The following is a 26,967-nucleotide window of genomic DNA, read 5'->3' as shown; positions in this document are numbered from 1 at the left end:
ATACTTTCACTGCCAAAGCTAAATAAACTCGCTGAAAAAATTTTTTACCCGTTCCATCCAACCGGGTTTTGTCGTTGTGGTGCCGGAGGATTTTTTGCTCGGAGCCTTGGCGGCAATTTTCTTGGCGAAGCCTGAGCCGCCCGTGCTGCGAGTTCTCATATATTTGGAAACGAATTGAATAATGCCAACACCGCTTGTAAAGGAAGGATCCCGCACGCCGATAAAATCGGGAACGGCAATGCGTACGGATGTTGCTAGTTCGGCTTGCGCGACGGCAAGCATGCCCGGCATACAAACGGTTCCGCCGGTCAGCACGTACCCGCCGGTCAACTCGCCGTAACCCAAACGATGCACTTCCGCGCGAATGAGATGGAAAATTTCTTGTACGCGAGGCTCAATAATATTCGCGAGATCGACCTGTGAAAATTCTTTTTCGATGTTGCTTCCGATTCTCGCAACTTTGAATAGTTGATCCGGCGCAGAATCGTCTATGGACGCGCAGCCGTATTTCAACTTGATTTTCTCGGCAATTTCCAGCTGCGTTCGAAGCCCGATGGCAATGTCGTTGCTAATAAATTCGCCGCCGATCGGAATCGTGGAAGTCGCAAGCAAATTTCCTTGTTCGAAAACGGCGATCGTCGTCGATCCCGCTCCGACGTCTACAAGCACGGTTCCGATCGCTTTCTCGTCTTTGGATAAAGCGAGCTGACCGGAAGCCAGCGACATCAAAATGAGACCGGCCACTTTTAATTCGGATTTTTCAACGACGCGAAGCAAATTATGTATCCCGGTCTTCGCTCCGGTAATGATCGTCGCTTCCACTTCCAACCGGACTCCGATCATACCGCGGGGATCATTAATTCCCTCCTGCCCATCGACTAAATACTGCTTGGGTACGACTCCAATGATTTCACGCTCGGGAGGTAGTGCGATAACTCTGGCTGCCTGAATGACCCGATCAATGTCTTCATCTCCGATCTCCCGGTCCTCATTCGAAACGGCGACGACGCCATGGCTCGATTGAAGAGCGATATGGTTGCCGGAAATTCCAACATAAACTTCGGATATTTGTACACCTACCATGCGCTCGGCATGATCTACCGCACTGCGAATCGAGTTGACGGTTTGATCGATGTCGACGATAGCGCCTTTACGAATACCTTCCGAATCGGCAGATCCCACACCTATTATATTAATGGTTCCGTTCACGACTTCCCCAATAATAGCACGAACCTTGGATGTACCGATGTCCAAACTAACAATGATGTCATTGTTGCTCAATCCCTTGGCACCTCCTGTAACTTGGGTAATAATGAGCGTTCTTCACGCGTGCATTTGTACTTATTCCACACCGTAGCCATATTCCCTCTTTTTTTTACGCTTTTTTTGCTGCAAGTTCAAGTCTCAAATTGCATTATCGCTTACGCATTGGCAATCGTTTCCACGAAAAGTTGCTAGTTTGAAAGAATATTGAAAAAAGTAACCATAAAACTAATTTTAACATTATTTCAATGGATTGAGTAGTCTATTTGCGTTTTTTTGTCACGATGGCCGGGCCGTATCTTTCGTCGTCGGTTTGGGACTCGGTTTGGGCGTATTTTTGGGAACGGATTTGGCGTCAGACTTATCCGCATCTTTTTTCACATCCTTTTTCGAATCCGCAGCGGAATCCGCATTGCTTCCCGATTTTGCCCCGTCCTGGCCGGCAGCGTCTTTTGGGGACGAGTCGGAAGGATCGAACGGAGCGTGATTGTCGACCTCGAACATTTTAATAATGCCATTCGTAATATGATCTTCTCCTAAGCTTGCTATATAAGCCGGCAGTTTGTCAATTTTCGCGGGCAAGTAGGCGATCGTCGTATACACCTCGAACTGGGACCGGGTATACAGCTTGATCTTATCCGGGTATGAATCTGAAGGGTCCGGTTTGATTTCCGAAATGTCGGACAGGGAAGCGGCGGGAATGCTGCCGAGCGCTTTGCAAAGCGCGATTTTGTTCGGATCGGAGTCCGACCATCCCGTCAGAATCGGCTTGTCCAGCGGAAAATTGCCGTCGGCCAAAGCAACGACAGCACCGTCGGCGAGCACAGCCTGCTTGCGGCCGTCGGTTGCGATTTGGAACGCTACTTTGGGATGCTCCTGCACCTGAATGTGAATAACGCCGGGAAAATGCTTCGTAACCTCGACCGCCTTGACGATGGGCAGCTTCGCTACGCGGCTTTCAATCGCCCCCGAGCTGACGGCAAAAAAATGATCGCCGGCGGCAACCTGGGCGGCTTGTCCGATCGCATCGGCGGAAATCAGCTCATTGCCTTCGATTTGTATTTCGCTGATTCGGCTTAAGGAAGATTGGAAAAAGAGGATCACCAGCACGGTGATGAAAAAAAAGAACAAGAAGCCCAGCAGCTTCCGGTTCGAACGCGAGCGCGGCTTCGGATTGGGTATGGCGGGTACTTTGCGGTCTTCGGGCAAGATGGGCACCACCTATTATTAATTACCGCCCTCTCCTTCTCCTTGATAGAAAGCGCCAAAGATTTCCGCCCCCGGACAAACGCGTTAGCGGAATGGAGAGCAGTTGAATCGGCCAGTAACGCAAACTGCAGCTGGCTCGTTTTTGCAGTATGGAGATATGCGCCGCACCGGTACGCGAGCAGCCGGCCGCAGCAAACCGTCCGCCCCCTCCTGCGGGCAGGAAGGGAGCAGCCAGAGCCTGGACGTGCTTACTCGCTCGGAACCGGGGATTGGCGGTGCACGGAGGCACCCAATCTGGTCAGCATAACCTCAATTCTATCATAACCTCTATCAATATGATGAATTTGCTCAACGATCGTCGTGCCGTGCGCAGCCAGACCGGCAATGACAAGAGCGGCGCCGGCGCGCAAATCCGTGGCCTCGACCGTCGCTCCGTAAAGCCTCGGAACGCCTCGGATAAAGGCCGAGCTCAGATCGACACGTATATCCGCCCCCATGCGGGACAGTTCGTCTACGTGCTTGAATCTGCCTTCAAAAATCGTTTCTTTCATGACGCTGAGTCCGTCGCCCAAAGAGAGCAAAACCATGACCTGGGATTGCAGGTCGGTCGGAAATGCGGGATACGGCGAGGTGACGATCCGTTCTACGGCTTTCGGCCTCGCAGGACAGCTCACATGTATTATATCACCGTCAATTGCGATTTGGATACCTGCGCGCTTCAGGACGTGAATCGCGGAGGTCAGATGGGCGGGGTTCACCCTTTCCAGGGTGACGCTTCCCCTTGTAGCGGCCGCAGCGACCAGAAACGTGCCGGCCACGATGCGGTCCGGGATAATGCGGTACGTGCAGGGCTCAAGCGTCTTGACTCCGCGAATCGTAATCGTGTCGGTGCCCGCCCCGATAATATCGGCGCCCATCGTGTTCAGAAAATTTTGCAAATCCTGGATTTCCGGTTCTCTGGCCGCATTGTAAATCGTTGTAGTGCCTTCGGCCAGCACGGCAGCCATCATAATATTTTCCGTGGCGCCTACGCTCGGGAAGTCAAGAACGATCTCGCTTCCCTGCAGCGAGCCGGCGGTGCATACGATTTTGTTGGCGGACTCTTCAATTCGGGCTCCAAGCGCTTGCAGACCTTTCAGATGCAAGTCGATCTTGCGTTCGCCGATGGCGCAGCCTCCGGGCTGGTACACGGTCACGCTGCCGAATCTGGCTAGTAGCGGACCCATCAAAAAGATGGAGGAGCGCATTTGCCCCATCAATTCTTCAGGGATATGGGAGGAATGAGCTGTGGATGTAAGAACGGTTACGGTATCGTCCTGCTGCTCGGCCCGGCAACCCAGGGCGCGGAGAATCCGCAGCATCGTATCGATATCCAGCAAATTGGGAACATTCGTCAACGTATGAGTACCGCTAGCTAAGATGCAGGCTGCTAAGATAGGTAATGCGGCGTTTTTAGCGCCGTGTATCTGGATGGCTCCCGAGAGAGGTTTTCCACCTTCGATAACGAGCTTCTCCAAAGTTCCACCTCCGATTTACCTCTCGCCCACCACCAAAACTTCCGGCACAAGCGATACTCCGTACTTGTTCAGTACGTCCCGCTGCACCTCCTGTATAAGGGCGAGAACATCCTCGGCTGTTGCGTTCCCGGTATTGACAATGAAATTGGCATGCAGAGCGGACACTTCCGCTCCGCCGACCCTCTTGCCTTTCAGGCCGGCCTCTTCGATCAGTTTGGCCGCAAAGCCCCCTGGCGGATTGCGGAAAACACTGCCTGCGCAAGCCAATTGAAGCGGTTGAGTGCGAAGCCGGCGATCCCGGTACGCCGCCATGGCGCCGGCAATCTCCTTGCGGTCTCCGGCCTGCAGCTCGAAGACAGCTTCCGTTACGATGCCGGGCAGCGTATGCAGAATCGAATGCCGATACGCATACTGCAAATCCTCCGCCTGCATCGTTACCAATTCCCCTGTATCCAGAATCACATCAGCCTTCTTGAGTATGCGTGACACATCAGATCCATGGGCCCCTGCATTCATATAGACGGCGCCTCCCACAGTGCCGGGAATTCCTCCCGCGAACTCAAGCCCGGTTAACCCTTCTTTGGCAGCCAGAATCGATAGCTTGATGAACGAATACGAGGCGCCGGCGTATGCGGTAACGCCCTCGAAACGGAGCGTTTCCAGCTCGCTGCCCAGCTTGATGACGACCCCTCTGATGCCTTTATCCCTCACCAGCAGATTCGAACCGCGTCCGATGACCGTCCACGGGATGCCGCTGTCGTGCAAGGTCCGTATGGCGGCGGCAATCTGATCGATACTGCGGGGAATGACCAGCACGTCGGCAGGTCCTCCTATTTTCCAAGTCGTATAGGGGGCCAAACGTTCATTCGTTCGAATGTCATGAATGCCTGCTGCTTGCAAAGCCGAAATTAACTGCTGCATGGGAAACCTCCTTCACAGAACGCAGGGCGGAATTGTAAGATTCCAAATATACAAGCGGGCCGAAAATGGCCGGTTTCCGGAGCGTCGCGCTGTATAAAGCCGTTTGGTTTCTGTCACGGTTATAGTGTAGTTTATGTAAAATCGAAAGAGAGTGTGACAATCGCCTATTCATAATCCGTCAAAGTTATGAGGGTAAACTGTAAGTTTCAATCAGCCGGACGATCGCCTGGACCGCATCGGTCTCCTGGCGGGATTTCATCGCAGCCTTGTAATCGTCGCGCTTCGCGTACAGCGATTCGACCCGCTCTGCGAGCGAGTCCGCAGAAAGCTGCTCCTCGAACAGCACGTCGGCATAGCCGGCTTTTTGGAACGATTGCGCATTGAGGAGTTGATCTCCCCGGCTTGCCTGAAGCGTCAGCGGAATGAGCAGCATCGGTTTTTCCAATATTAAAAACTCATAGATCGAAGTAGCGCCCGCGCGGGAAATGACAAGCTCCGACATCGCCATCACATCCGGCAAATCCTCCGAAATGTACTCGAACTGCTTGTAGCCTCTCCGGCCCGCGAGGTCAGGGGCTATATGGCCTTTCCCGCAAATATGCACGATTTGAAAATGTTCCAGCAGCCGGGGCAAACTCTCCCTGACCGCATGATTGATCGCTTGCGAGCCCAAGCTTCCGCCCATGACCAGCACGACAGGCTTGCCGCTGTGGAAATCGCACAGATGGTATCCCCGGGAAGCTTTGCCGCCGCTGATCTGATCGCGGATCGGCAGGCCGGTCAGCACCGCTTTGGGTTCCCGCACATGCTTCAGCGACTCGGGGAACGTTACGCAAACTTTGGTCGCAAAAGGAATCGAAAGCTTGTTCGCCAAACCCGGCGTTATGTCCGACTCATGAATAATGACAGGAATCCGGTTCATCTTGCTGCCGAAAACGACGGGGACGGAAACGAACCCGCCCTTCGAAAAGACGATGGCGGGCTTGAGGCGGCGCAGCAGTCTATAAGACTCGTATACGCCCTTCACGACTTTAAAAGGATCTTTCAAGTTTTTCAAGTCAAAATATCTGCGAAGCTTTCCGGAGGAAATCGGATAAAAAGGAATGCCTTCCTTTTCGATGATATCCTTCTCGATGCCGGTCGCCGATCCGATGTAGCGGATCTCCCAGCCTAACCGCTTGAGCTTGGTCATCAGCGCAATGTTAGGCGTGACGTGCCCGGCCGAGCCGCCTCCGGTAAAGACGATCGTTTTCATGGTCATTCACCTCGAATAGCGGGATATGTTCAGCAAAATGCCGATCGAAGTCAACATCAGCGTCAGGGAGGAGCCTCCGGCGCTGATCAGCGGCAGCGTAATGCCGGTGACCGGAAACATGCCGATGACAACTCCGATATTGATAATCACCTGCACGGCGATCATGCCGATAATGCCGACAGCGATCAGACTGGCAAAGGTGTCTGGCGCGGTTAGCGCCGTCCTCATCCCTCTCCACACCAATATCGTGAACAGCAGCAGGACGAGCGTGCCGCCGATAAAGCCCAGTTCTTCCGCAATAATCGAGAAGATGAAATCCGTTTGAGGCTCGGGCAAATAGCTGTATTTTTGCCGGCTCATGCCGAGCCCCAGCCCGACGAGGCCCCCGGGCCCGATCGCATACAGCGATTGAATCGACTGGTAGCCGGCCCCGAGCGGATCCTGCCAAGGGTCAAGGAACGCGGTAATTCGCTTCAGGCGGTACGGCGCCGCAATGACGAGCCCGACAAAGCCGGCCGCTCCGATCATGCCCAGGTAGGATAAGTGAAGCAGCCTGGCTCCGGACGTGTAAATGATCAGCAGAGAAGCGCCGACGAGGACGACTCCCGTCCCCAAGTCCGGCTGGAGCATGATCAGTCCGAAAGCAAGTCCCATAATGCCGAGCGGCGGCATAAGCCCTTTCGTAAACAGCGTGATTTTCGACTGCTGATCCGAGAGCATTTTGGACAAAAAGAGAATCATGCCGATCTTCATAAATTCGGAAGGCTGAATGCCGAAAGCGCCGATGCCGAGCCAGCTTCTGGCGCCCCCCCGGACAACCCCGATTCCCGGGATCAGCACGATGAGGAGCAGGCCGAAACAGACGAGCAGCGCGATGCGGGCATAATTTTTCCAAACCAAGTAATCCACATTCATCGTAAAAAACATGGCGGCAATGCCGAGAACGGCGAACAAGAGCTGCCTTTTCAAATAATACAGCGAGTCTCCGAATTCCCGGTAAGCAAGAACCGCACTGGCACTGTACACCATAATAACGCCGATTGTCAATAACAACAAGGTAGGAATAATAATCCATATATCCGGAGCGGACCGTGCTTTGCCCATACCAAACACCTCTTACGCAAGTGTAGTGGGCTTATCCGCCGAATATGGATAGGCCCTACTTAAAGGTTATGCACGGACTCCTTAAACATGCGTCCCCTGTCCTCATAGGATGGAAACATGTCCCAGCTGGCACAAGCCGGCGAAAGCAGCACGATGTCGCCCGCTTCGCTCATTTGCGAAGCAAGCCGTACCGCCTGGGATACCGCGTCCGCTGCATCTTTAGCAGTATCGACGCTTTTGACCCGGCTAATCCCTGCCAGCTCGGCGATGCGGTTAATTTTCTCCTTCGTCTGCCCCAATGTGACGAGGCCTTTCACCCGTTCGCGGAAAACCGGCAGCAGCTCCATGTAATCCGAGCCGCGGTCCAGCCCGCCGGCGATCAGCACAACCCCCCGGTCGAACGCCTCGATCGATTTGATCGAAGCCGCCGAGTTCGTCGCTTTCGAATTGTTGTAAAAAGTGACGCCGTTCAGCTCGCGCACAAACTCAAGCCGGTGCTCGACGCCCCTGAAGCTTTTGAGCACATCCGCAAGCGCTTCCGGCTTCACACCCGCCGTAATTGCCGCAGCGGCTGCAGCCAGCGCGTTTTCCACGTTGTAGCTACCCGGAATGCCCATTTCTTTGGCCGGCAGAATCGTATGTATGACGCCTTCCCCATCCGAATATACGATCGTATCCGTGCGTGCGTCCAAATAGACGCCGAATGCGAGCGCTTCTTTCATCGAAAAAGGCAGCAGCTTCGCCTTCAGACCCGGAACCAGCGACCGGCACACCGGATCGTCCCAGTTCACAATAGCCGTATCCTGAACCGTCTGATTGGCAAAAAGCTTCGCTTTGGACGCGATATAGTCGTCCATCGAGCCATGGTAGTCCAAATGGGTTTCATATACGTTGAGCAGAAGAGCGATTTTCGGTCTGAAATCGACGGTTCCCTTTAACTGGAAGCTGCTCAGCTCCACAACGAGCCAGTCGGACCCGGTCACTTCCGGCGCAGCCTCGGTCAAAGCGCGGCCGATATTGCCCGCTACCACCGGCGAAAGACCGCCTGCGTCCAGCATTTGGCCGATCAGGGTCGTCGTCGTCGTCTTGCCGTTCGAGCCCGTAATGCCGATGATCGGCGCTTGAGAAATATGATAGGCGACCTCGACCTCGGTCACGACCTCGATGCCCAGCTCCCCGGCTATGCGGACCGGTGCCACGGTATACGGAATGCCCGGATTTTTCACTACGAGCGCCACGCCCTTATGAACGAGCGAGTCCGGATGATGCCCGCATACAACAGAAATACCCAGAGCCTCCAATTCATCGGCTTCAGGGCATGCGCTGCGCTCCTTTTTATCGTTCACTTGGACGATGGCTCCAAAGTGATGAAAAAGCTTAGCCGCAGCGACTCCGCTGCGAGCCAAGCCCAAAATAACGACTTCAAGTCCACGATATTCCCGCGGATGCTTCATGATCTATAACACCTCATTCATATATAATCCGAGCGCGGCAAGAACTAAACCGACCGCCCAGAATGTGATGACGACGCGCCATTCGGACCAGCCGACCAATTCGAAATGATGATGGATCGGCGCCATTTTGAAAACGCGCTTGCCTCTTGTCTTAAAGGATACCACTTGAATGACGACGGACAAAATCTCGACGAGAAACACGCCGCCGATGACCGCAAGCAGCAGCTCGGCTTTCGTCAGGATCGCTACCGCTACAAGCCCTCCGCCAATGCCGAGCGAACCCGTATCGCCCATGAACACTTTGGCCGGGTGGGCGTTGAATACCAGAAATCCGAGAACGGCGCCGACCATGGCTGCGGAGAAAATCGCCGCTTCCGGCTGCGTGTTGTTCATCGCGATGACCGTGTAGGCTCCGAAAGCGATGGCACTGGTACCCGCCAGCAGGCCGTCCAGGCCGTCCGTGAAATTGACCGCGTTGGACGCGCCCAGCATCAGGATCGCCATCAGCGGGAAATACAGCCAGCCCAGGTTGAGATGAAATTCGATGAAAGGAACCAACAAGTCCGTGCTGTGGCCTTCCCTGACGAGCAGGAAGCAGACAATCGCCGAAATCAGCAGCTGTCCGAACAGCTTCTGTCTGGCCGTCAGCCCGAGAGAGCGCTTGAAGATGATTTTAATATAGTCGTCAAGAAAGCCGACGAGCCCATAGCCGAGCGAAGCGATCAGCAGGATGAGCAGATCGGTCGTTTTGTCGGCAAAGCGCAGCGTTGCCAGCGCCAGCGCGAGCAAAATGATCGTGCCGCCCATGGTCGGGGTCCCTTGTTTTTTGAGATGGCCTTGCGGACCGTCGGTACGGATTTGCTGGCCGAATTTCATCCGCCGCAAAATCGGAATAAAGAGCGGTCCCATGATGAGCGCGAGCACGAAGGCCACACCCATCGTCAATAATATTGCGTTTTCCACTTTGGTTCCTCCTGCTCGCTTCCCTAAAGGCAAGGGGCGATAAGCTTGAATATTTGCAATAAGTTTAGGATAGCAGGGCGTTCACGACCTGTTCAAGCCGCATGCCGCGCGAGCCTTTGACGAGCACCAAGTCGTCCGGCTGCACAAGCTCGGCGAGCTCGGCAGCGAGCAGCCGCTTGTCGTCGTAGGAGCGCACGCGTCCCTGCGGGTACGCCTTCGCGGCTTCCTCCGCGATTAAGCCGCCAAGCCGCCCGAACGTGAAGACGCCGTCGATGCGGTCGGGCGACAGCAGCGCGCCGATGCCGCGATGGAACTGCTCTTCCTGCTCGCCGAGCTCCAGCATGTCGCCAAGCACGACGAACTTGCGGCCGAAGCCGGTGAGCTGCTCGGCCAGCGCGATCGCCGCGCGCATCGACGCCGGGCTCGCGTTGTACGCATCGTTGAGCACGGTCAGCCCCGAGGCTGCCGTCAGCTTCTCGATGCGCATGCTGGTCATTTGCAGCGAGGCGAGGCCTGCTGCAACGGCTTGCGGCGGCACGCCGAACGATTCCCCGATCGCGACGGCGGCCAGCGCATTGATCACGTTGTGCGTGCCGAGCAGCGGGATGTACAATTCCGGGTAGTCCGGCCGGTTAATGGAGAAATGAGCCCCGTCCGCATCCATACGGATGTGCGTCGGATACAGGCCGCCTTGCTCGCTACTGCCGAAGCGGATCGTCCGCAACCCTTCAGGCAGCGCACGCTCGGCCAGCGCCTGCTCGATCAGCGGCTCGTCTCCGTTATAGACGAACAGCGCGCCGTCCGGCATCCCGCTCACGATCTCGGCCTTCGCCCGGGCGATCTCCTCGCGCGTGCCGAGCTGGAGCAAATGCGACTCGCCGATCATCGTAATGATCGCCGCCTCCGGCTCGGCGAGCCTGGATAACAGCTCGATCTCGCCCCTGCCGCTCATGCCCATTTCCACGACGGCGAATTCGGTCGCTTCTTCCAGCTGCAGCAAGGTCAGCGGCAATCCGATATGATTATTGAAATTTCCTTTCGTCTTATGCACCTTGTATGTGCCGCCCAGCACGGACGCGACCAAATCTTTGGTCGTCGTTTTCCCGTTGCTGCCGGTAATGCCGACGATCCGCACCGGCAGCTGCTTGCGGTAAGCTTTGGCAAGCTGCTGAAGCGCAGCGAGCGTATCCTGCACGATGACAATCGGCATGCCCTCGGGCGGGTTCGGCCGGTCCGCCTGCCATAAAGCCGCAGCAGCCCCCCTGTCGTAGGCTTCCGCCGCATAGGCGTGCCCGTCGAAGTGCTCGCCGATCAGCGGCACGAAGAGCGTCCCCGGCTGAATCGTCCGGGTATCCGTCGATACGCCCTGTATGCGCAAAGCCGCATCTCCCGCTCCGCCTTCCGCGAAGGCGGCATCCAGCATTTCCCTGATTTCCCCCAATGTACGACTGATCATTGCTTTCTTCCCCTTATCGCAGCCTTAGCCACCAAACGATCATCAAAATCATGCTTGACCCCCATGATATCCTGATACGTTTCGTGGCCTTTTCCCGCTATCAATACTACATCTTTGGGGCCTGCCCCTTCAATAGCCTTTTGTATCGCTTTTCTGCGATCCGCGATGAGCTCGTATTTATCGCTCGAATATCCGGCTTCCTCAAGCCCTGGAACGATATCCCGAAGAATCTCCTCGGGATCTTCCGTCCGCGGATTATCCGAGGTCACATATAAATAATCGCTGTATTTCGCCGTTACTTTGCCCATGAGCGGACGTTTCGTACGGTCGCGGTCGCCGCCGCAGCCAAACAACGTAATGATGCGGCCTTCGGCAAATTCCCGAATCGCCGTCAGCGCGTTCTCCAGGCCGTCCGGTGTATGGGCGTAATCAACCAGGACCAAATAGTTCTGGCCTTCGATCACAGGCTCCATTCGCCCTTCCACGACGGCCACACTTTCCAAACTATTCCGGATTTGCTCAAGCGGAACGCCTTCCGCCAAAGTTGAGGCAATTGCCCCAAGCGCATTGTAAACGTTAAATTTGCCGAACAGCTTCATGCGGAACAGGGTCTCGCCGGCAAATGAAACGAGACGGAATTCCACGCCCTCCGCGGTCATTCGAATGTCGGTCGCCCGCACATCGCATTCGTTGTCGATGCCGTAGGTGACGACCTGCGCGGACGTCTGCTTGGCGAGATAGGCCGACGCCGGATCGTCCGCATTGAGCACCGCATACTGCCTGCCGTTCGGATCGGCGGTAAATTCGTTGCCCAGCCTGGAAAAAAGCAGCCCTTTGGCGGCTTTGTAATTGTCCATCGTTTGGTGGTAATCCAAATGATCCTGCGTCAAATTCGTAAACAGGCCCGTGCGGAAACGAACCCCTTTGACTCTTCCCCTATCCAGCCCGTGCGAAGATACTTCCATAATACAGTAATCGGTATGCTGATCCGCCATTTTTCTGAGAATGCGCTGAAGCTCCAAAGCTTCCTGGGTGTTGGTCGCCTTGTTCTCCGAGTATTCCGCACCGATTTTGATGTGGATGTTCCCCATCAAGCCTGTTTTATATCCTTGATCGCTCAAAATCCGCTCGATCAAATAAGTTGAAGTTGTCTTGCCGTTCGTCCCCGTCACTCCGATGACTTTCATGGAGCTTCCGGCGTACCCGTAAAAATGGGCCGACAATGCCGCCATGGCATACCTGGCGTCTTTTACGACCAATTGAGGCACCGGCAGGTCCAACGCTCTCTCCGTAACGAGCGCCGCAGCCCCCAGCTCTACGGCTTTGGGGGCAAAATCATGGCCGTCCGCGGCCAGTCCCGGGATACAAAGAAACAAATCGCCCGCGTGCACTTTGCGCGAATCGGACTCGATGCCGGTAATCTCCGTATTGCCATCTCCGTGTATATGGGCAACGAGCAGTGCGGAAGCAAGCTCTTTCAGTCTCATCGGCGAACCCTCCCGTTTTAAACAAAATCGCAATCGTATCTATTATGGACAATTTTATGCGCCGAGAAAAGCAAAACATGTCTGCGGCCCATCTTTTTTTCGCAAGTAAAGGAAATTTATTGCTGCGGCGGTTCGCTGTTCGACAAAAAAATGCGGATCGTCGATCCTTGTTCGACCCTGGCGCCCGGTTTCGGCGCTTGGCTCATCACGTATTTGCCGTTCCCCGACTTCGCCAGCTTGAAGTTCATATTCAAATCTTCATAAATGTCTTCGACCGTAGCGCCAATCAAATTGGGCACTTCGACGACCGGCGTTTCTCCGTAGCGATAATCGCGGTCCAATTGCTGCTTGCTGGGCTCAACTTTCATGTAGCGCAGAGCGTCCGCCATCATGTTTCTGACCAGCGGAGCGGCGATCAGACCGCCGAACTGAATGCCCTGCGGATCGTCTACGGCAGCGTACACGACGATGCGCGGATTGTCGGCCGGAGCGAAGCCGATGAACGAAACGATATGCTCATCCGGCGAATAGCGGCCGTTCACTACTTTTTGCGCCGTACCGGTTTTGCCGCCGACCCGGTATCCGTCGATGAACGCATTGCGGCCCGTTCCTTTGGCGACTACGCTTTCCAGTGCTTCACGCACCTGCTTGGACGTATTTTCCGATATGACGTTGCGCACCAACTCGGGTTCGATCACATCTACAACCTCTCCGGTTTCCGGGTTGGAGAACGATCTGGCGACATGGGGCTTGAACAGCTTGCCCCCGTTGATTGCCGCCGAGACGGCCGTAATTTGCTGAATCGGCGTCACCGAAACCCCTTGCCCGAATGAGGTTGTGGCCAGTTCCACCGGACCGACCTGCGAAGGCTTGAACAGGATTCCGTTCTCTTCCCCGCCCAGATCGATGCCCGTTTTTTTGCCGAAGCCGAATTTCGAAATGTAGTCGAACAGCTTCTCTTTTCCGAGGCGCTGCCCCATCACGACGAATCCCGGGTTGCAGGAATTTTCGACAACTTGCAAAAACGTCTCGCTGCCGTGCCCGCCCCGTTTCCAGCAGCGCAGCCTCGCCCCTCCCACTTCGATGAAGCCGGGGTCGTAAAAACCTTCGTTCTTTAAATCTACCTTTTTCTCCTCTAACGCCGCTGCCAGCGTAATAATTTTAAACGTGGAACCGGGCTCGTACGTTTTCCATATCGGCAGATTCCGGTTATACGTCTCGGACGCGTATTCTTTATAATTGCCGGGCTCATAGGTCGGTCTGCTGCCCATCGCCAGTATTTCCCCATTGTTCGGGTCCATCATGATTGCCAGCACGTTTTGCGGCTGGTACTGCAGCATCGTCTGGTCAAGCTCCCGTTCCATAATGGACTGCAAGTGGCTGTCGATCGTCAGCTGCAGGTTCAGGCCGTCTTTGGGCTTCACATACTCGTCCGTCGTGCCTTCCAGCTGCCTTCCCGCCGCATCGGCCATGTAGGAAATGCTGCCGGGAATGCCGTTCAAATATTTGTTGTACTTGGCTTCTACACCGGTCAATCCTTCGTTATATGCGTTTGTAAACCCGAGTATATGGGCGGCCAGCGTGCCGAACGGATAATAACGCTTGTTATCTTCCGCGACGACGATGCCGGGCAGCTTCAAATTGCGGATTTCCTGCGCTTTTTCAACTGTAATTTTGCGGCCTGTAGGCTTAATTTCGTTAATTCTCGCCCGCTTGGTCATCTGCTTGTAGATTTCGTCCTCATTGCCCTGCAGCACTTCCGCCAGCTTCCCGGCGACAGTCCGGGCGTCCTTCAGCTGTACGGGAATCGCCATCACCGACGGCGTGCTGACATTGTAGGTGAGCGCGACGCCGTTCCGGTCGAGAATCTCGCCCCTCTTCGGTGCGAACGGAATATCCCTCCGCCAACTGTTCTCCGCCTTTTCCGCCAAATCCGGGCCCATCCATATTTGTACGTAAGCCAGACGCAGGATGAGCGCCGAGAAAATGACCGTTCCGATAATGAGCGCTGCAAACAGTCTGCGACGAACGGTAACGTTGGATACGCGCATGTGCGTTCGCTCCCCCTTCCAAACAAGTCAAGATCGTTCATATCATGACTATTCGGGACAAACTGGGGTTAGAACAAGCTATCCGTCACTGCGTTTTTTTCGCCGCACCGTTTTTCGCAGCCGTATCCGATTTTTTGCCGTTGTCCTTATCTTTCGCATTCGGCCCCGGCGATGGCGACGGAGATGGTGACGGCGGTGAAGCCGTTTCGCCTAGCGGTTGGAGCTGCAAGGTTACCGTACGCGAATCCCCTTCTCCCGCCACCGATTGATCCGTTACGTAGCCTTCTCCCGAAGTTTGGCAGTTCAGCTTGAGAAATGAGCAGGCTTCCATCGCATCGCGCAGCGACCTGCCTTTAAAGCTGGGAACAGGCAAAGAATCAAGCGGCTGCATAGCTACATAAATTCGTTGGGTCGACAAAATTTCAGTACCGGCCCGCGGAAATTGTTCGATCACCTGGCTGCCTTTGCCGAACACTTCGAGCTTCAAATTCAGCTCCTTGGCTTTGTCGGTTACGATGTCCTGCGTCGCATCCACGAGATCCGGCATCGTCATCTTGTTCGCTTCCTGCGTCACGACTTTCGTCTGCTTGGTCGAGGCAACGCCCATGTACTGCAGAGACTCGGTCGCGATTTCTTTGAACGCCGGAGCGAGCACCTGACCGCCCAAGTGGTAGTTCCCGCCAAGGTCCGGCTGGTCGGCAATCAGCGTAATCAAAATCTTCGGATTTTCAACCGGCGCATAGCCGATAAACGAAATGACCCATGTATTGGTGGAATACGTTTTGTCACCGGGCAAAACGATGTTTGCCGTTCCTGTTTTCCCGGCGACGCGATACCCCTCCATGTAGGCCAGCTTGCCTGTACCGATATCCTGGTCGGAAACGACCTGCTCCAAATAATCGGTCACCTGCTTGGCGGTTTGCTCAGTTACAACCTGGCTGACTACTTTGGGGGCAAAAGACTGAATGACATCGCCCGTCTTCGGGTCGACGATATCTTTGACGACATGCGGCCACATCAGCTTGCCGCCGTTGGCCATCGCCGCATACGCGGCAGTTTGCTGAATCGCGGTCACAACGACCTTGCCCTGACCGTAAGTCGCCGTTGCGTACTCAGGGCCGTACTTCATGGCGATCAAGCCCGACACCTCGTTCGGCAGATCGATATTCGTTTTTTTATCGAACCCGAATCTCTTAATATAGTCATCGAGCCGTTCTCTTCCCAGCATTTCATAGCCAAGCTTGACGAATGCCACGTTACTGGAACGTTTCAAACCGTCCAGATAAGTTATTTTCCCCCATCCTACGCGATTATGGTCATGAAGCTCCCTGTCTTCCACACGTATGGCGCCTGATTGATATGTAGCGTTCGGGTTAAACAAGCCTTCCTGCACCGTGCCGGCGAGAGTGACGATTTTGAACGTGGAACCGGGCTCGTAACGGGAAGCGATGGCGTTGTTTTTAAAATCGTTCTGGTCCTTGAACGTCCAGTACTTGTTCGGATTGAACGTCGGTAAATTAGCCATTCCAAGTATTTCCATCGTTTGTGGGTCGACCGCGATAGCCGTCAAGCTTTTAGGATGCCATTTTTCGTTCACTTTGGCAAGTGCGGTTTCCATATAGTACTGGATGTTTTTATCGATCGTCAGCCTGACGTTTTTGCCGTCCTCGGCGGGTTTAAAGTTGATTTTGGAATCGGGAAGCTCGACGCCCTTCGGATCGGTTTCGTGCTTCATCATGCCGGGAACCCCTTTGAGGATATCGTCGAGATTGGCTTCCAGCCCCATCGAAGCGGCTCCCTCTTTGTTCGTATAGCCGAGCACATGGGAAGCGAGCGTTTCTCCTGGATAATAGCGTTTCTTGTCCTCAAGGAGGTAGATGCCGACGTTATCTTTCGGTTTCTTATCCAGTTTGGTTTGCAGCGAGGCGATCAGTTTTTGCACGGCGTCCGCTTTATCTTTTTCGATTTTCCAGCCTTCGCTGCGAACCTCCACATTTTTTGCAAACGTGCCGTTATCTCTTTTTCTCGTAGCCATGTCACGGATTTTAGCAACCAAAGCTGCTTTGCCATCGTCCGACTCTTTTAAAATATCAGCCAGCCCTTGCGCGACGTCGTCCGAAATGTTATAAAGATTGATAATTTCCGGGTTCAGCGAAACGGTATATGCGGTCGCATCTACAGCCAGCACTTTATCGTTGCGGTCGAGAATTTCGCCTCTGGCCGGCGTGATCACTTTATCTTTTTCCCAAATTTTCTCCGCCTTACTTGTCAGCCACGCCGCATCTACGACTTGAATCCAATAGATTTTCGCGATGAGAACAACAAAAAAAAGGGTAAAGAACCCCCCGATCAAAAATGAGCGAATTTTAATTTTTTTCGTCATCATGTCATCCCCGCCCGTTTATGGATTGTAGGCCACTTTGTTTTTTTTGTCGGTTGAGGCGGGCGTTTTTCCTTTTTGGGCGGCCGATTGGCCTGCCGGTATATCATCTTGCGGCTTCAGCCCGAGGCGCGAAGCCTCCGTTTTCAAACGGTCGGGACTTTGCAGCATCTCCACTTCCTGCTTGAGCGCGCTGTTTTCCGCCTGAATTTGACGAATCTCGTTTTGCATTTTCAAAATGCTTGCATTCATTTGATAAATGGTTGCATACCGCCAAATGATAACTCCGGCGACGATGACACAGAGCACAACCGTAAACAAATACAGCATTTTCTCCTGAACCGGCAGCGATTTGGCGCGGTACACAACTTTCGTCGTTTCTTTGATTTTGACTTTAGGCGTCCGTTTCGGGTCTAGAGCGAGGTTCCCTTGAATGTAGGAAGGCATGTCATGTTTCCTCCTTTGGTATCATAGCTTTTCTGCAATGCGCAGTTTCGCCGATCTGGCCCGCTGGTTGGTTTCAAGTTCCTGTTCTCCCGGGATTATCGGCTTACGATTCACTAATTTGACAACTCCGACGCTTCCGCATACACATATCGGGAAATCTGACGGACATGTGCATTTTTCAACATTTTTCGCAAAAATTTGCTTGCATATTCGGTCTTCCAGCGAGTGGAACGTGATGACGGCTACTCTTCCTTGAGGCGCGAGACAGCGGATGGACTGCTCCAACGCTTCTTCAAAAGCGCCCAATTCGTCATTGACGGCGATGCGAAGCGCCTGAAAGCTCCTTTTGGCGGGATGCCCGCCGGTTCGGCGCGCCGCTGCCGGGATGCCTTCCTTGATCAGCTCCACCAATTCCCCGGTCGTTGCGATCGGCTGCTTGGCCCGCGCTTGCACGATATTGGCGGCGATGCGGCGCGAAAACTTCTCCTCGCCGTACTCATACAATATTTTCGCGATTCGATCTTCCGGCCACTCGTTGACAATCGTTTTCGCGCTCAGCTCCGTCCGCCGGTCCATCCTCATATCGAGCTCGGCATCTTGATGGTAGCTGAAGCCGCGTTCGGCGTCATCCAGCTGCGGAGAGGATACGCCCAGATCGAAAAGAATGCCGTCGACCTGCGGTTTCCCGTCGCGAACCGCCCTGGGCTCGTCCATAAGCACCCGCTCCAATTCGCGAAAATTGCTTTTTACGATTTTCACGCGGTCTCCATAAGGAGCAAGCACTGTCCGGGCGTTCGCCAGCGCCACATCGTCCTGATCCAGCGCGATCAAAAGCCCATCGGGGCCGAGTTTGGACGCAATCAGAGCACTGTGGCCGGCTCCCCCCATCGTGCAATCCACGTATACGCCGCCTGGCTTTATATGTAATCCTTCAACAGATTCTTCCTTTAATACCGTCACATGATGAAACACTTGGTGTCCTCCTAAGAGTTTTCCGAAGGAAAACTTTCTTCGTAAGCGTCTGCCCCTTCCGGCTACAGATCAAAATTAAAATCCACCAGCTTTTCGGCGATTTCATTGAATGACTGCTCGGATTCACTGGAATAGCTTTCCCAAATTTGCTTGCTCCAAATCTCAACCCGGCTGGACACGCCGATGACGACGCAATCTTTTTCCAGCTTGGCATGTTCGACCAGATTACCGGGAATATTCGCTCTTCCTTGTTTATCAAGATCGCACTCCGTCGCCCCGGAAAAAAAGAAGCGGGTGAATGCGCGCGCATCTGACTTCATTAGCGGCAGCGCCTTCAGCTTCTGCTCCAGCACAGCCCATTCCGACCTCGGATATACAAACAAACATTGGTCCAAGCCGCGGGTGATAACAAAGGATTCGCCGAGCGCTTCGCGAAATTTTGCCGGGATAATGATCCGGCCCTTTTCGTCAATGCTATGCTGGTGTTCCCCCATGAACATAGCATGGCGCCCCCTTTCCCTCCACTTTGTACCACTTTCCACCACTTTTATATGTCTATTCGCCAAAAATGCAAAAAATCCTGCTAAAGACGCAGGATTTCCGAAAATTTTATTTCTGTTTTCAACTATGGACCGTCCTTGGATTCCGTATCTTCGCTTTGGGATGTCGTAATGGCTGTGTTTTGTTCTTTAAATTGATTCCTCATCTCAAGCAGTTTCCTGTTTCTTTTGCGTCTTACCAGACATAGCGGGATCGCGACGATCGCGAGTATGACGATAATCGGCAGCGCAGCCGCCAAAAACACCAATACTCCCTGAAGCACCGCAGCCAGCACATTCAAGCTGGAATTCCACGCTTTTTGCAGACGGTCGCCCAGCGTCAGCTTGTTCGGATCGGACAGCAGCGGCTTGTTTCCGCTCTGTTGATACATGCGCAGCTCAATGGTCGAGTACGCTACATTTTGATCCAAATATCTGATGCGGCCTTTGATTCGCTCGATTTCTTCCTGCACTTTGGAAAGCTCGTTGGAAAAAGCGAGCAGCTCATCGGTTTTGGTCGCTTTTTCCATAAAGCTCAGCAGCCTCGATTCCACGACCTGCTTCGCCTTCAGGCGGGAATTCAAATCGACGTATTCCTCCGTTACATCCTGCCCCTGCACGTTGCGCTGTATCGAAGGGCTGATTTTTTCCAATCCGTCCAGCAAGGAGACGAATCCGCCGGCAGCGACCTTAATCGTAAAAGTCCCGCCGCGCTCCCCCGTACTCGCGTTTTCCGAAAACTGTAAAATGTAACCTCCGCTTAACGCGACCAAATTCCTCAGCTGCGTCTGCGCCTCGCTGTAATTCTCGACAGGCATGACCAGATTGGCGCGATAGATGAGCTTCCGGCTAAAACTATCACTCCCGTCCGCTCCATCCGACGGAGCGATCGCAATCGGCGCAGGTTTTTCTTCCGCCTGAGCTTTTGCCGGCTCTTGCGCCGTTTTGCCGCTTGGAGCGGCACCGGCTGCCGCGGAAGCAGACTCTGCGCGTTGGTCCGCCGCTTTCATCGACTTATCAGCCGTGGCACCGCTCGTCTGCACATCCATTTTAGCCTCTCCGCCGGCAGCTGACGAGTTCTTTTCGCTTGCCGCGCTGCAGCCGTTCAGCACCGCCGCCAGCAGCAAAAAGCTCAGCGCAAGCAGCGCCATGCGCCTTCCCCTACCCGCTTTTCCCCCGTGATGCGTTCTTTGTGCGGATTGCAAGTTCTGCACCATGTTCATCGCCCCTTTTCCATATATAGGTGACACACCCTATTAACGGACCCCACCCTTGAAAAGTTGCGACGGGGAGGCTGCTTTGGGTGGAAAGACGGCCGCTTTGAGCGGATGAGGCACAAATAAGGCAAATGGGAGATAGTTAGAGCGGATGGGGCGCCCCTAATTTTTGCCCAACGTTTCTTTTGCTGCACAAGATGGCGTAGGTGGTCATGGTGCGGCTGCGCAAACGAAAAGCCTGCGAAAGTGCAGGCTTTTTCGGGCAAAATGATTCGTTTGGAGGAATTCCTGCAATTGTGCAGGAATTTCCCGTTAAAACGCGTCTGAGCTCGTGCAGCAGCTGGAAAGCCTGCACATTTGCAGGAATTTTTCGCTGAAAGCGTAGCCGCGGACAAAAAACTGCACTTTTGCAGGCTTTTTCCGCGCTGCCAAGAAGCAGAAGCACGATGTGCTGCTATGAACGCAGCCTTGAGGGCAACCCCCGGCCCCCAACGCGCGTGAATCTCGGGCGCGCACTGCGTCGCCGACGCATGGCAGCGGTCAGAACCCCACACGGCGCCGCATGGCCTGACGGTAACCGCCGCGCACTGACCCCTGCCCCTGCCCCTGCCCTTGCCCCTGCCACCGCCCCCGCTTCACGCAGCCTTTCCTCGCTAAAGGAAACGGCTGCGCAGCGTCAATCAGGCTTGCATCCCGTTCCAGGAGCGGCACCCGCCCCGAAAAAAATGCAAAAAAACCCGAGCAGACAACATTCGTCCCCTCGGGCCTCAGCCTTCTTACTATCGCTTAGTGCAAAGTCCAGCTGTCCAGGTAAGCTTTTTGCTCTTCGCTCAAGGAATCAATGCTCGTTCCCAGCGATTCGAGCTTGAATCTGGCAACCTGCTCGTCGAGCGCATACGGCACGTTCACGACTTTTTTGCCGATGTTTTGGTACTCATCGTTCACGTACTTCAGCGACATCGCTTGCAGCGCGAACGTCATATCCATAATTTCCGCGGGATGCCCGTCGCCTGCCGCGAGATTTACGAGACGGCCTTCGGCTAGCAGGTAAACCTTGCGTCCGTCTTTCAACTGATACTCCTCAATGTTGCGGCGTACCGTACGTATGGAAACCGACAGTGCCTCCAGCTCCGGCTTGTTCACTTCCACGTCAAAATGGCCCGCGTTGGAAAGAACGGCACCGTCTTTCATCACTTGGTAATGCTCGCCGCGGATCACATCGCGGTTGCCTGTAACCGTCACGAAGAAATCGCCCAATTTGGCCGCTTCGCTCATCGGCATTACGGCAAACCCGTCCATGTAAGCTTCCACCGCTTTAATCGCGTCAATTTCCGTCACGATAACGTTGGCACCCAAGCCTTTGGCGCGCATCGCCACACCTTTGCCGCACCAGCCGTAACCGACGACGACAACGGTCTTGCCGGCTACAACGAGATTCGTCGTGCGGTTGATGCCGTCCCATGCGGACTGTCCCGTACCGTAGCGGTTGTCGAACAAATATTTGCAAAATGCGTCATTGACCGCAACCATCGGGAAGCGCAGCTGCCCGTCCTTTTCGATCGCTTTCAGGCGTTGAATGCCTGTCGTCGTTTCTTCAGCCCCGCCTCTGACGTTTTCCAGCAAATCTTGGCGCTCAGTATGTAAAATCGTAACCAGGTCTCCGCCGTCGTCGATGATCAGATCAGGCTTCGTTTCCAAAGCTTTGATCAACAGCTCTTTGTACTCTTCCGGACTTGGATTGTACTTGGCAAAAACCGTGACCCCGTCCTCGACGAGAGCCGCGCACACGTCATCCTGCGTGGACAGCGGGTTGCTGCCCGTAATCGTCACATCGGCGCCGCCGGCTTTCACGACTTTGGCCAAATAAGCGGTTTTGGCTTCAAGATGGAGCGAAATCGTAACTTTCAACCCTTTAAAAGGCTGCTCTTTTTCGAACTGCTCGCGAATCCGGTTCAAAACCGGCATGTGCGCCTGCACCCAATCGATTTTCAAATGGCCTTCCGGCGCCAGCTTCATATCCGTGACAATACTTTTGTCTACAGTGTTCATTCGAACGTCCTCCTATATCCTACAGATAATAAATGCGGTGCATACCGTCTACCGGTATCGGGGTTTCAACCAGACTTTTCAGCCAATCGCTGCCGTATCGATTCATGTAAGCACATCCATTATACACTCTTTCCTGCGGCTTTGCTAATGGCAAAATCGTCAGCCGGATCCGCTCCAACTGGCGAAGCGCCGAATCGAACTGCGACTTGTACGCATCCGCGGCTTTATTTTCCAAAAACTCGATCTGCTCCAAAATTTTGGCCAGATTCGTATCGCCCAGCTTCTTAACGCCGGGGTTGATCGCCGAAAGGGATTCCACCAACGGCTCATAGCTGGCGCGGAACTGCGCCTTCACGGCGTCAAACCGCTCCGAGAGCTTCAGCGTATCCTTCCCGTCAAGCCACTGCCGCTGCTTCTGCTCGAACCGTTCCAGCACATCCTCCACCGTCAACTCGTACTTGTTCATATGCTTCTGAACAGTTCCTTCCAACAGCGTGAACTCCAGCCGCGGCGCGGCGATCGGCATTTTCATGCCGAACAGCTCGAAGGCTTCCCCCGTCAAGCCCCAGTAAGCGATCTCGCCCGCCCCGAGAACCGTGGCAAGCACCGGAAACAAATACTCCTGCATAAGCGGCCGCGTCATCACATTGTTGCTGAGCAGCTCCGGCTGCGTAAGCGCAATATCGCGCAGTTGTTCGCGCGAATAGGCGAATTCATGCTTTTTATCCGTGAAAAGCTCGCCATCCCGCTGCAGCAGCAGCCGTCCGCTGCCCGCAAAAACAAACAAATTCGCCCCGTTATCGGCGATTTCCGCTTGCGGCTCATAGCCCGCCTCCTGAAGCTTGGACCGCGTGCGGAGCAGCGCCTGGCCGAGAGCTTCGTTGTCCGCGACAAGCCGCTCGAACATCGGCGCTTCCAGCTGGCGTAAGGAAGGATCGTCGGAATCGATCAGCACGAGTCCGTATTCGCCAAACAACGCGGCCATCCACCGCGCAAACGCGTCGGACAGCGTCGCCGAACCGCTGGAAGCGTGCTTCAGCTTGGACAGCAGCGACGACTTGAACTCGGTATCCATCAGCGTGCGGTCCAGCATGTCCAGCGCTTCCGCCCAAGCTTCATCCGGCAAAGGCAGCTTGCTAACGGAAGTTCGCAGCCCTGTAGGATGATCGACCTTGATCTTCTCAACCTGCTGGGCGCCGGTAAGCACGTGAGTATGATTGGCCTCGTCAAAATCATGATCTTCCCCGGCAATCCAAAACACCGGAACGACCGGACGATTCAGCTTTTGGCCCCATTCGCGGGCAAGCTGAATAATCGTTACCGCTTTATACAGAACGAGCAAAGCCCCGCCGAAAAGCCCCGCCTGCTGACCGCCGACAATGGCGAGCGCCCCGGGATCGGCAAGAGCGCCGATGTTATCGAACGCAAGCGGCGCATTGCCGATTCTTTCATTATAAGCGGTCAAAACGTTGACAAGCTCCCCGCGGTCGGCGCGCGGCGCACCGGACGGCTCCGTCAGCCACTGCGCCCGCTCGGCCCAGTCGTCGGCACTGCCAAAATGATACGGGAACAACTTTTTGGAACCAGTTTTGTTTTGTATGTAGTCTTCGGCAAGCGCCTGACTTCTTTTCCAGTGAAAAGCTTCCGTTTGCATTCCGTTGTCTCCTCTTTATCCCAAATAAAGATGTGTCTCTGGAGTAACTCCGTCGAACAGACTCCTATGTTTGATTGTACACTTCCGGTCCCGCTTAAGTCAAAACTGTATTTTATTCAGTTACATTTCACTCCCAAAAAAGAGCGAATGCTGCGCATCCTTAAGATCGAGAGAAGCCGGGACTGGCTTCCTTGCAATTCGAATGGAAGTGAAATGCGGGATGGCGCCCGCCCCCGCGGCCACATGCAGTGGTGGTTGACGACCGTCATGCGACGCCACACCGCGCGCTAGGATCTGCGCGCGGTGCGAAAGCATTTGAAAGGAAAATGTGCAGCTGCATCGGCTACTTCACCCGAGGGACACTCGCAGAAGGTACGTGCGTTGCGAAAACCCATCCGGAGCCAACGTCTACCTGCCAACGACCAGAAAGCCTGCAAAAATACAGTTTTGCCCGATGGATACGCCCGCCACGACAAATTCCTGAAAATGTGCAATCATCCTGCTTTCTTGGAGAGGTGGAGGGCTATCTTTTTCATGTTCTGTGCAGTTGCAGTTAGGAGCACTTGCATCTGCACCTTGTCTCTCCCCCAAAACCGGCAGTAGCGAAGTCCGTGGAGCACTTTGACGTCCGCGAAACTTACCACACCGCCGAGCATTAAGTGCCGAGCCGCCTATCAGGGCGCAGATTCCGTCTTCGGGCACCAAAACTAGCAAAATCGGGCTGCGCCATCCCTGCTTTTTGCCTCGCCCCACAAACCAAGGCTTTTCAAAAAGAATCGGCCGCGTTTAGAGATGGGTTTATTCACCAATCTAATTCATTATTTGTTTATATAGAAAATATTTTATTGACTGGTATTTTATTCCTTGGTATATTTTGTATGAGGGACGTCCTTTTAACACTCTGACAGTGGTGATCAACACTCGAAGACACTAAATTATTCTAGGGAGAGATTTCTACAATGTTGTTAAAAATCGCTAAGACATTAGGTACTATTTCACCCAAAGTGGTTTGTGAAACTTGCTGCCCATGTGGGTATCATGCAACTAAATTTGCGGATGTCCGTCCAGGTGGTACACAAAGTGCATACTTATGTTGCCCAGATGGAATTTATCCTGAATATTATGACTATTGCATTCCAGCACTTTGCTAGAAACAACAAACAGGGTTCTATTATTAGAACCCTGTTATTTTTAATATAAGATAAATTACAATGTGATGAAGGTTAAATATAATGGAATTTAAATCGCTGATGTTATCTATGAAACTTGTATATTCTGAATATAAAAGTTGGATCTACATATCATTAATATCTACTATTATTTTTGGTTTTATTCCTTTAATTAATGTTTGGTTGTCAAAGCAAACAATTGATCAGATTAGTTTCTTTATTCAATCCAATGGCGATAATTACAAAGAACTAATGACTTTTATTTTATTGCAGGCAATAGTGCTGATATTAAGTTCTTTTGTCAGAAGTGCTATTAATCTTTTTGACACAAATGTACAAGAAAAACTAAACTATACATTGATAAAAATGGTTTCTGAAAAAGTGTCTTCTGTTCCAGTTTCCTTTTTTTCTAACCCTGAATTTTACAATAGTCATGCAAGATTACAAGGGCATTTAGGCAGGCGCATTCTAACTCCAATTCAAGAGTTTTTTTCATTCGTAAAAGATATAATTACCTGCGTTTCTTTTGTAATATTTCTATTTCAGCTACATTGGTTACTTGCTGTACTTGCAACAATTTCAGTTGTTCCAACCTTAGTGATTGAATCTCGGTTCGGCAAAAAACAATTTAATTTGGTTTCAAAGCAAGCACCAGATGAGCGAAAAGCTACTTACTTTGCTGCAATGCTAAATGATAGAGATAGTGTTAAGGAAATTCGTATATTTCAGCTGAAAGACTTTTTTATCACTTTATGGTCAAAAACTTATCTGAAAAATCTAAGCGAAAGACTAGCGCACACAAGATTGCACGAGCTTTTTAGATTAGTTAATATTTCAATTTCATCTATTTTTCAAATCCTTGCAATTTTTGTTGTCATAAAACTTTTAAAAGTCAATTTACTTTCAATCGGAACGTATACAGCAATTATTCAATCCATTGAAAGTGCTCAAAGATTAATTATCACGATTGCCAATAGTATCGCAAAAGTATATGGAAACAATTTATTTGTAACAGATTTATTTAAATTTCTTCAATTTGATTCTTTCGAGAATGTAGACAATAAAGTAAATGGAAATCTGGAATTTCCAAAGCCTTTGGTAAAAGGCATAGAATTTATTAATGTCTCATTAAAATATCCAAATAGTGAACAATACGCACTAAGAAATGTTACTTTTCATATTAATGCTGGTGAGAAAATTGCAATTGTTGGTGAAAATGGTTCTGGTAAATCAAGTCTAATCTACTGCTTATTGAATTTCTATTCAATAACAGAAGGACAAATTCTAATAGATGGAATTCCAATTTCAGAATTAAGAAAAGATGAAACATTTAATAATCTTACTTGCATTTTTCAAGATTTTGTTCGATTCAATTTATCGATAAAAGAAAATATTGCGATAGGAAATATTAAAGATTTTAATGATGAAAGTAAAATATATCGTGCTGCTGAGCTTACTGGCGTAAACAGAATAGCAAGTAGCTACTCAACTGGATATGATACAAATTTGGGCAATGTGCTTGTTGAAGGTGAAGATCTCTCAGGTGGACAATGGCAAAAAATTGCACTATCTCGAGCATTTATGAAAGGTGGAGAGATTTTTATATTAGATGAACCTACGGCATCCCTTGATCCAATTTCTGAATTAGAGATGTTTGAGAAATTTGCAGAACTAGTTGGAAACAAAACTGCAATTTTTATATCGCATAGAATGTCCGCAGCTAAAATGGCAGACAGGATTTTCGTAATGGGGCAAGGTCAGATTCAAGAATCAGGAAATCATAATATGCTTATGCAACAAAAAGGCATGTATTTCGAAATGTATTCACAACAACTAAAATGGTATATGTAGGTGGAAGGA

19 protein-coding genes and 1 pseudogene are annotated in these 26,967 nt (G+C 52.6%); 1 reads left to right on the top strand and 19 read right to left on the bottom strand.

All coding sequences use genetic code 11. From position 1 onward, the window contains the following. Positions 1–18: 18 nt before the first annotated feature. The 19 genes and pseudogenes from ftsA to AC6RNO_RS13375 form a co-directional block, all read right to left on the bottom strand. A complete protein-coding gene (gene ftsA / locus AC6RNO_RS13465) occupies positions 19–1,281 on the bottom strand; it encodes a cell division protein FtsA (protein WP_474684431.1) in 1,263 nt (420 codons plus the stop codon). 261 nt (positions 1,282–1,542) lie between these two features. Further along, on the bottom strand, positions 1,543–2,481 hold the full coding sequence (locus tag AC6RNO_RS13460; RefSeq protein WP_497105804.1) for an FtsQ-type POTRA domain-containing protein: 939 nt from the start codon (positions 2,479–2,481) through the stop codon (positions 1,543–1,545). Between the two features lie 239 nt (positions 2,482–2,720). Beyond that, entirely contained in the window at positions 2,721–3,989 is a 1,269-nt protein-coding gene (gene murA / locus AC6RNO_RS13455) for a UDP-N-acetylglucosamine 1-carboxyvinyltransferase (RefSeq protein WP_474684432.1), read from the bottom strand. Between the two features lie 15 nt (positions 3,990–4,004). After that, positions 4,005–4,910, bottom strand: coding sequence for a UDP-N-acetylmuramate dehydrogenase (gene murB, locus AC6RNO_RS13450; RefSeq protein WP_474684433.1), 906 nt, complete (start codon positions 4,908–4,910; stop codon positions 4,005–4,007). 184 nt (positions 4,911–5,094) lie between these two features. Continuing rightward, positions 5,095–6,165: an undecaprenyldiphospho-muramoylpentapeptide beta-N-acetylglucosaminyltransferase gene (gene murG / locus AC6RNO_RS13445; protein WP_474684434.1), complete on the bottom strand. Its 1,071-nt coding sequence runs from the start codon at positions 6,163–6,165 to the stop codon at positions 5,095–5,097. A 6-nt stretch (positions 6,166–6,171) separates the two neighbouring features. Next, positions 6,172–7,269 (bottom strand): stage V sporulation protein E, encoded by a 1,098-nt coding sequence (spoVE, locus tag AC6RNO_RS13440; protein ID WP_497105741.1) that lies wholly within the window; start codon positions 7,267–7,269, stop codon positions 6,172–6,174. A gap of 59 nt (positions 7,270–7,328) precedes the next feature. After that, the gene (gene murD, locus AC6RNO_RS13435; RefSeq protein WP_497105740.1) at positions 7,329–8,723 is read right to left on the bottom strand and encodes a UDP-N-acetylmuramoyl-L-alanine--D-glutamate ligase; all 1,395 of its coding nucleotides are present in this window, start codon (positions 8,721–8,723) and stop codon (positions 7,329–7,331) included. A 3-nt stretch (positions 8,724–8,726) separates the two neighbouring features. After that, complete coding sequence (mraY, locus tag AC6RNO_RS13430) at positions 8,727–9,662, bottom strand: phospho-N-acetylmuramoyl-pentapeptide-transferase (RefSeq protein ID WP_497105803.1); 936 nt, start codon at positions 9,660–9,662, stop codon at positions 8,727–8,729. 88 nt (positions 9,663–9,750) lie between these two features. Continuing rightward, positions 9,751–11,142: a UDP-N-acetylmuramoyl-tripeptide--D-alanyl-D-alanine ligase gene (locus AC6RNO_RS13425; protein ID WP_497105739.1), complete on the bottom strand. Its 1,392-nt coding sequence runs from the start codon at positions 11,140–11,142 to the stop codon at positions 9,751–9,753. Next, complete coding sequence (locus AC6RNO_RS13420; RefSeq protein WP_497105738.1) at positions 11,139–12,629, bottom strand: UDP-N-acetylmuramoyl-L-alanyl-D-glutamate--2,6-diaminopimelate ligase; 1,491 nt, start codon at positions 12,627–12,629, stop codon at positions 11,139–11,141. Before AC6RNO_RS13420 ends, AC6RNO_RS13425 begins: the two co-directional genes overlap by 4 nt. Positions 12,630–12,745: 116 nt before the next feature. Continuing rightward, positions 12,746–14,680: a stage V sporulation protein D gene (locus tag AC6RNO_RS13415; protein WP_497105737.1), complete on the bottom strand. Its 1,935-nt coding sequence runs from the start codon at positions 14,678–14,680 to the stop codon at positions 12,746–12,748. An 85-nt stretch (positions 14,681–14,765) separates the two neighbouring features. Next, entirely contained in the window at positions 14,766–17,066 is a 2,301-nt protein-coding gene (locus tag AC6RNO_RS13410) for a penicillin-binding transpeptidase domain-containing protein (protein WP_497105736.1), read from the bottom strand. Between the two features lie 15 nt (positions 17,067–17,081). After that, on the bottom strand, positions 17,082–17,507 hold the full coding sequence (ftsL, locus tag AC6RNO_RS13405) for a cell division protein FtsL (protein ID WP_474684441.1): 426 nt from the start codon (positions 17,505–17,507) through the stop codon (positions 17,082–17,084). A gap of 21 nt (positions 17,508–17,528) precedes the next feature. Continuing rightward, a complete protein-coding gene (gene rsmH / locus AC6RNO_RS13400; RefSeq protein WP_488435463.1) occupies positions 17,529–18,479 on the bottom strand; it encodes a 16S rRNA (cytosine(1402)-N(4))-methyltransferase RsmH in 951 nt (316 codons plus the stop codon). A gap of 62 nt (positions 18,480–18,541) precedes the next feature. Further along, positions 18,542–18,979, bottom strand: a complete 438-nt coding sequence (mraZ, locus tag AC6RNO_RS13395) for a division/cell wall cluster transcriptional repressor MraZ (RefSeq protein ID WP_474684443.1) — start codon at positions 18,977–18,979, stop codon at positions 18,542–18,544. Between the two features lie 125 nt (positions 18,980–19,104). Next, positions 19,105–20,235, bottom strand: coding sequence for a DUF4349 domain-containing protein (locus AC6RNO_RS13390; RefSeq protein ID WP_488435464.1), 1,131 nt, complete (start codon positions 20,233–20,235; stop codon positions 19,105–19,107). Positions 20,236–21,021: 786 nt separating this feature from the next. Beyond that, on the bottom strand, positions 21,022–22,284 hold the full coding sequence (locus tag AC6RNO_RS13385) for an adenosylhomocysteinase (protein WP_474684445.1): 1,263 nt from the start codon (positions 22,282–22,284) through the stop codon (positions 21,022–21,024). A gap of 19 nt (positions 22,285–22,303) precedes the next feature. Further along, on the bottom strand, positions 22,304–23,938 hold the full coding sequence (bshC, locus tag AC6RNO_RS13380) for a bacillithiol biosynthesis cysteine-adding enzyme BshC (RefSeq protein WP_488435466.1): 1,635 nt from the start codon (positions 23,936–23,938) through the stop codon (positions 22,304–22,306). A 494-nt stretch (positions 23,939–24,432) separates the two neighbouring features. After that, positions 24,433–24,576, bottom strand: a pseudogene (locus AC6RNO_RS13375) (transposase); the annotation flags it as partial. Between the two features lie 594 nt (positions 24,577–25,170). On the opposite strand from AC6RNO_RS13375, the gene AC6RNO_RS13370 reads away from it, so the two are divergent. Continuing rightward, the gene (locus tag AC6RNO_RS13370) at positions 25,171–26,958 is read left to right on the top strand and encodes an ATP-binding cassette domain-containing protein (protein ID WP_497105735.1); all 1,788 of its coding nucleotides are present in this window, start codon (positions 25,171–25,173) and stop codon (positions 26,956–26,958) included. Positions 26,959–26,967 lie beyond the last annotated feature (9 nt).

The organism is Paenibacillus sp. sgz302190 (genome assembly GCF_059820445.1).
Note: the sequence above shows the minus strand (reverse complement) of the source record. Positions and strands in the feature narration are given on the sequence as shown.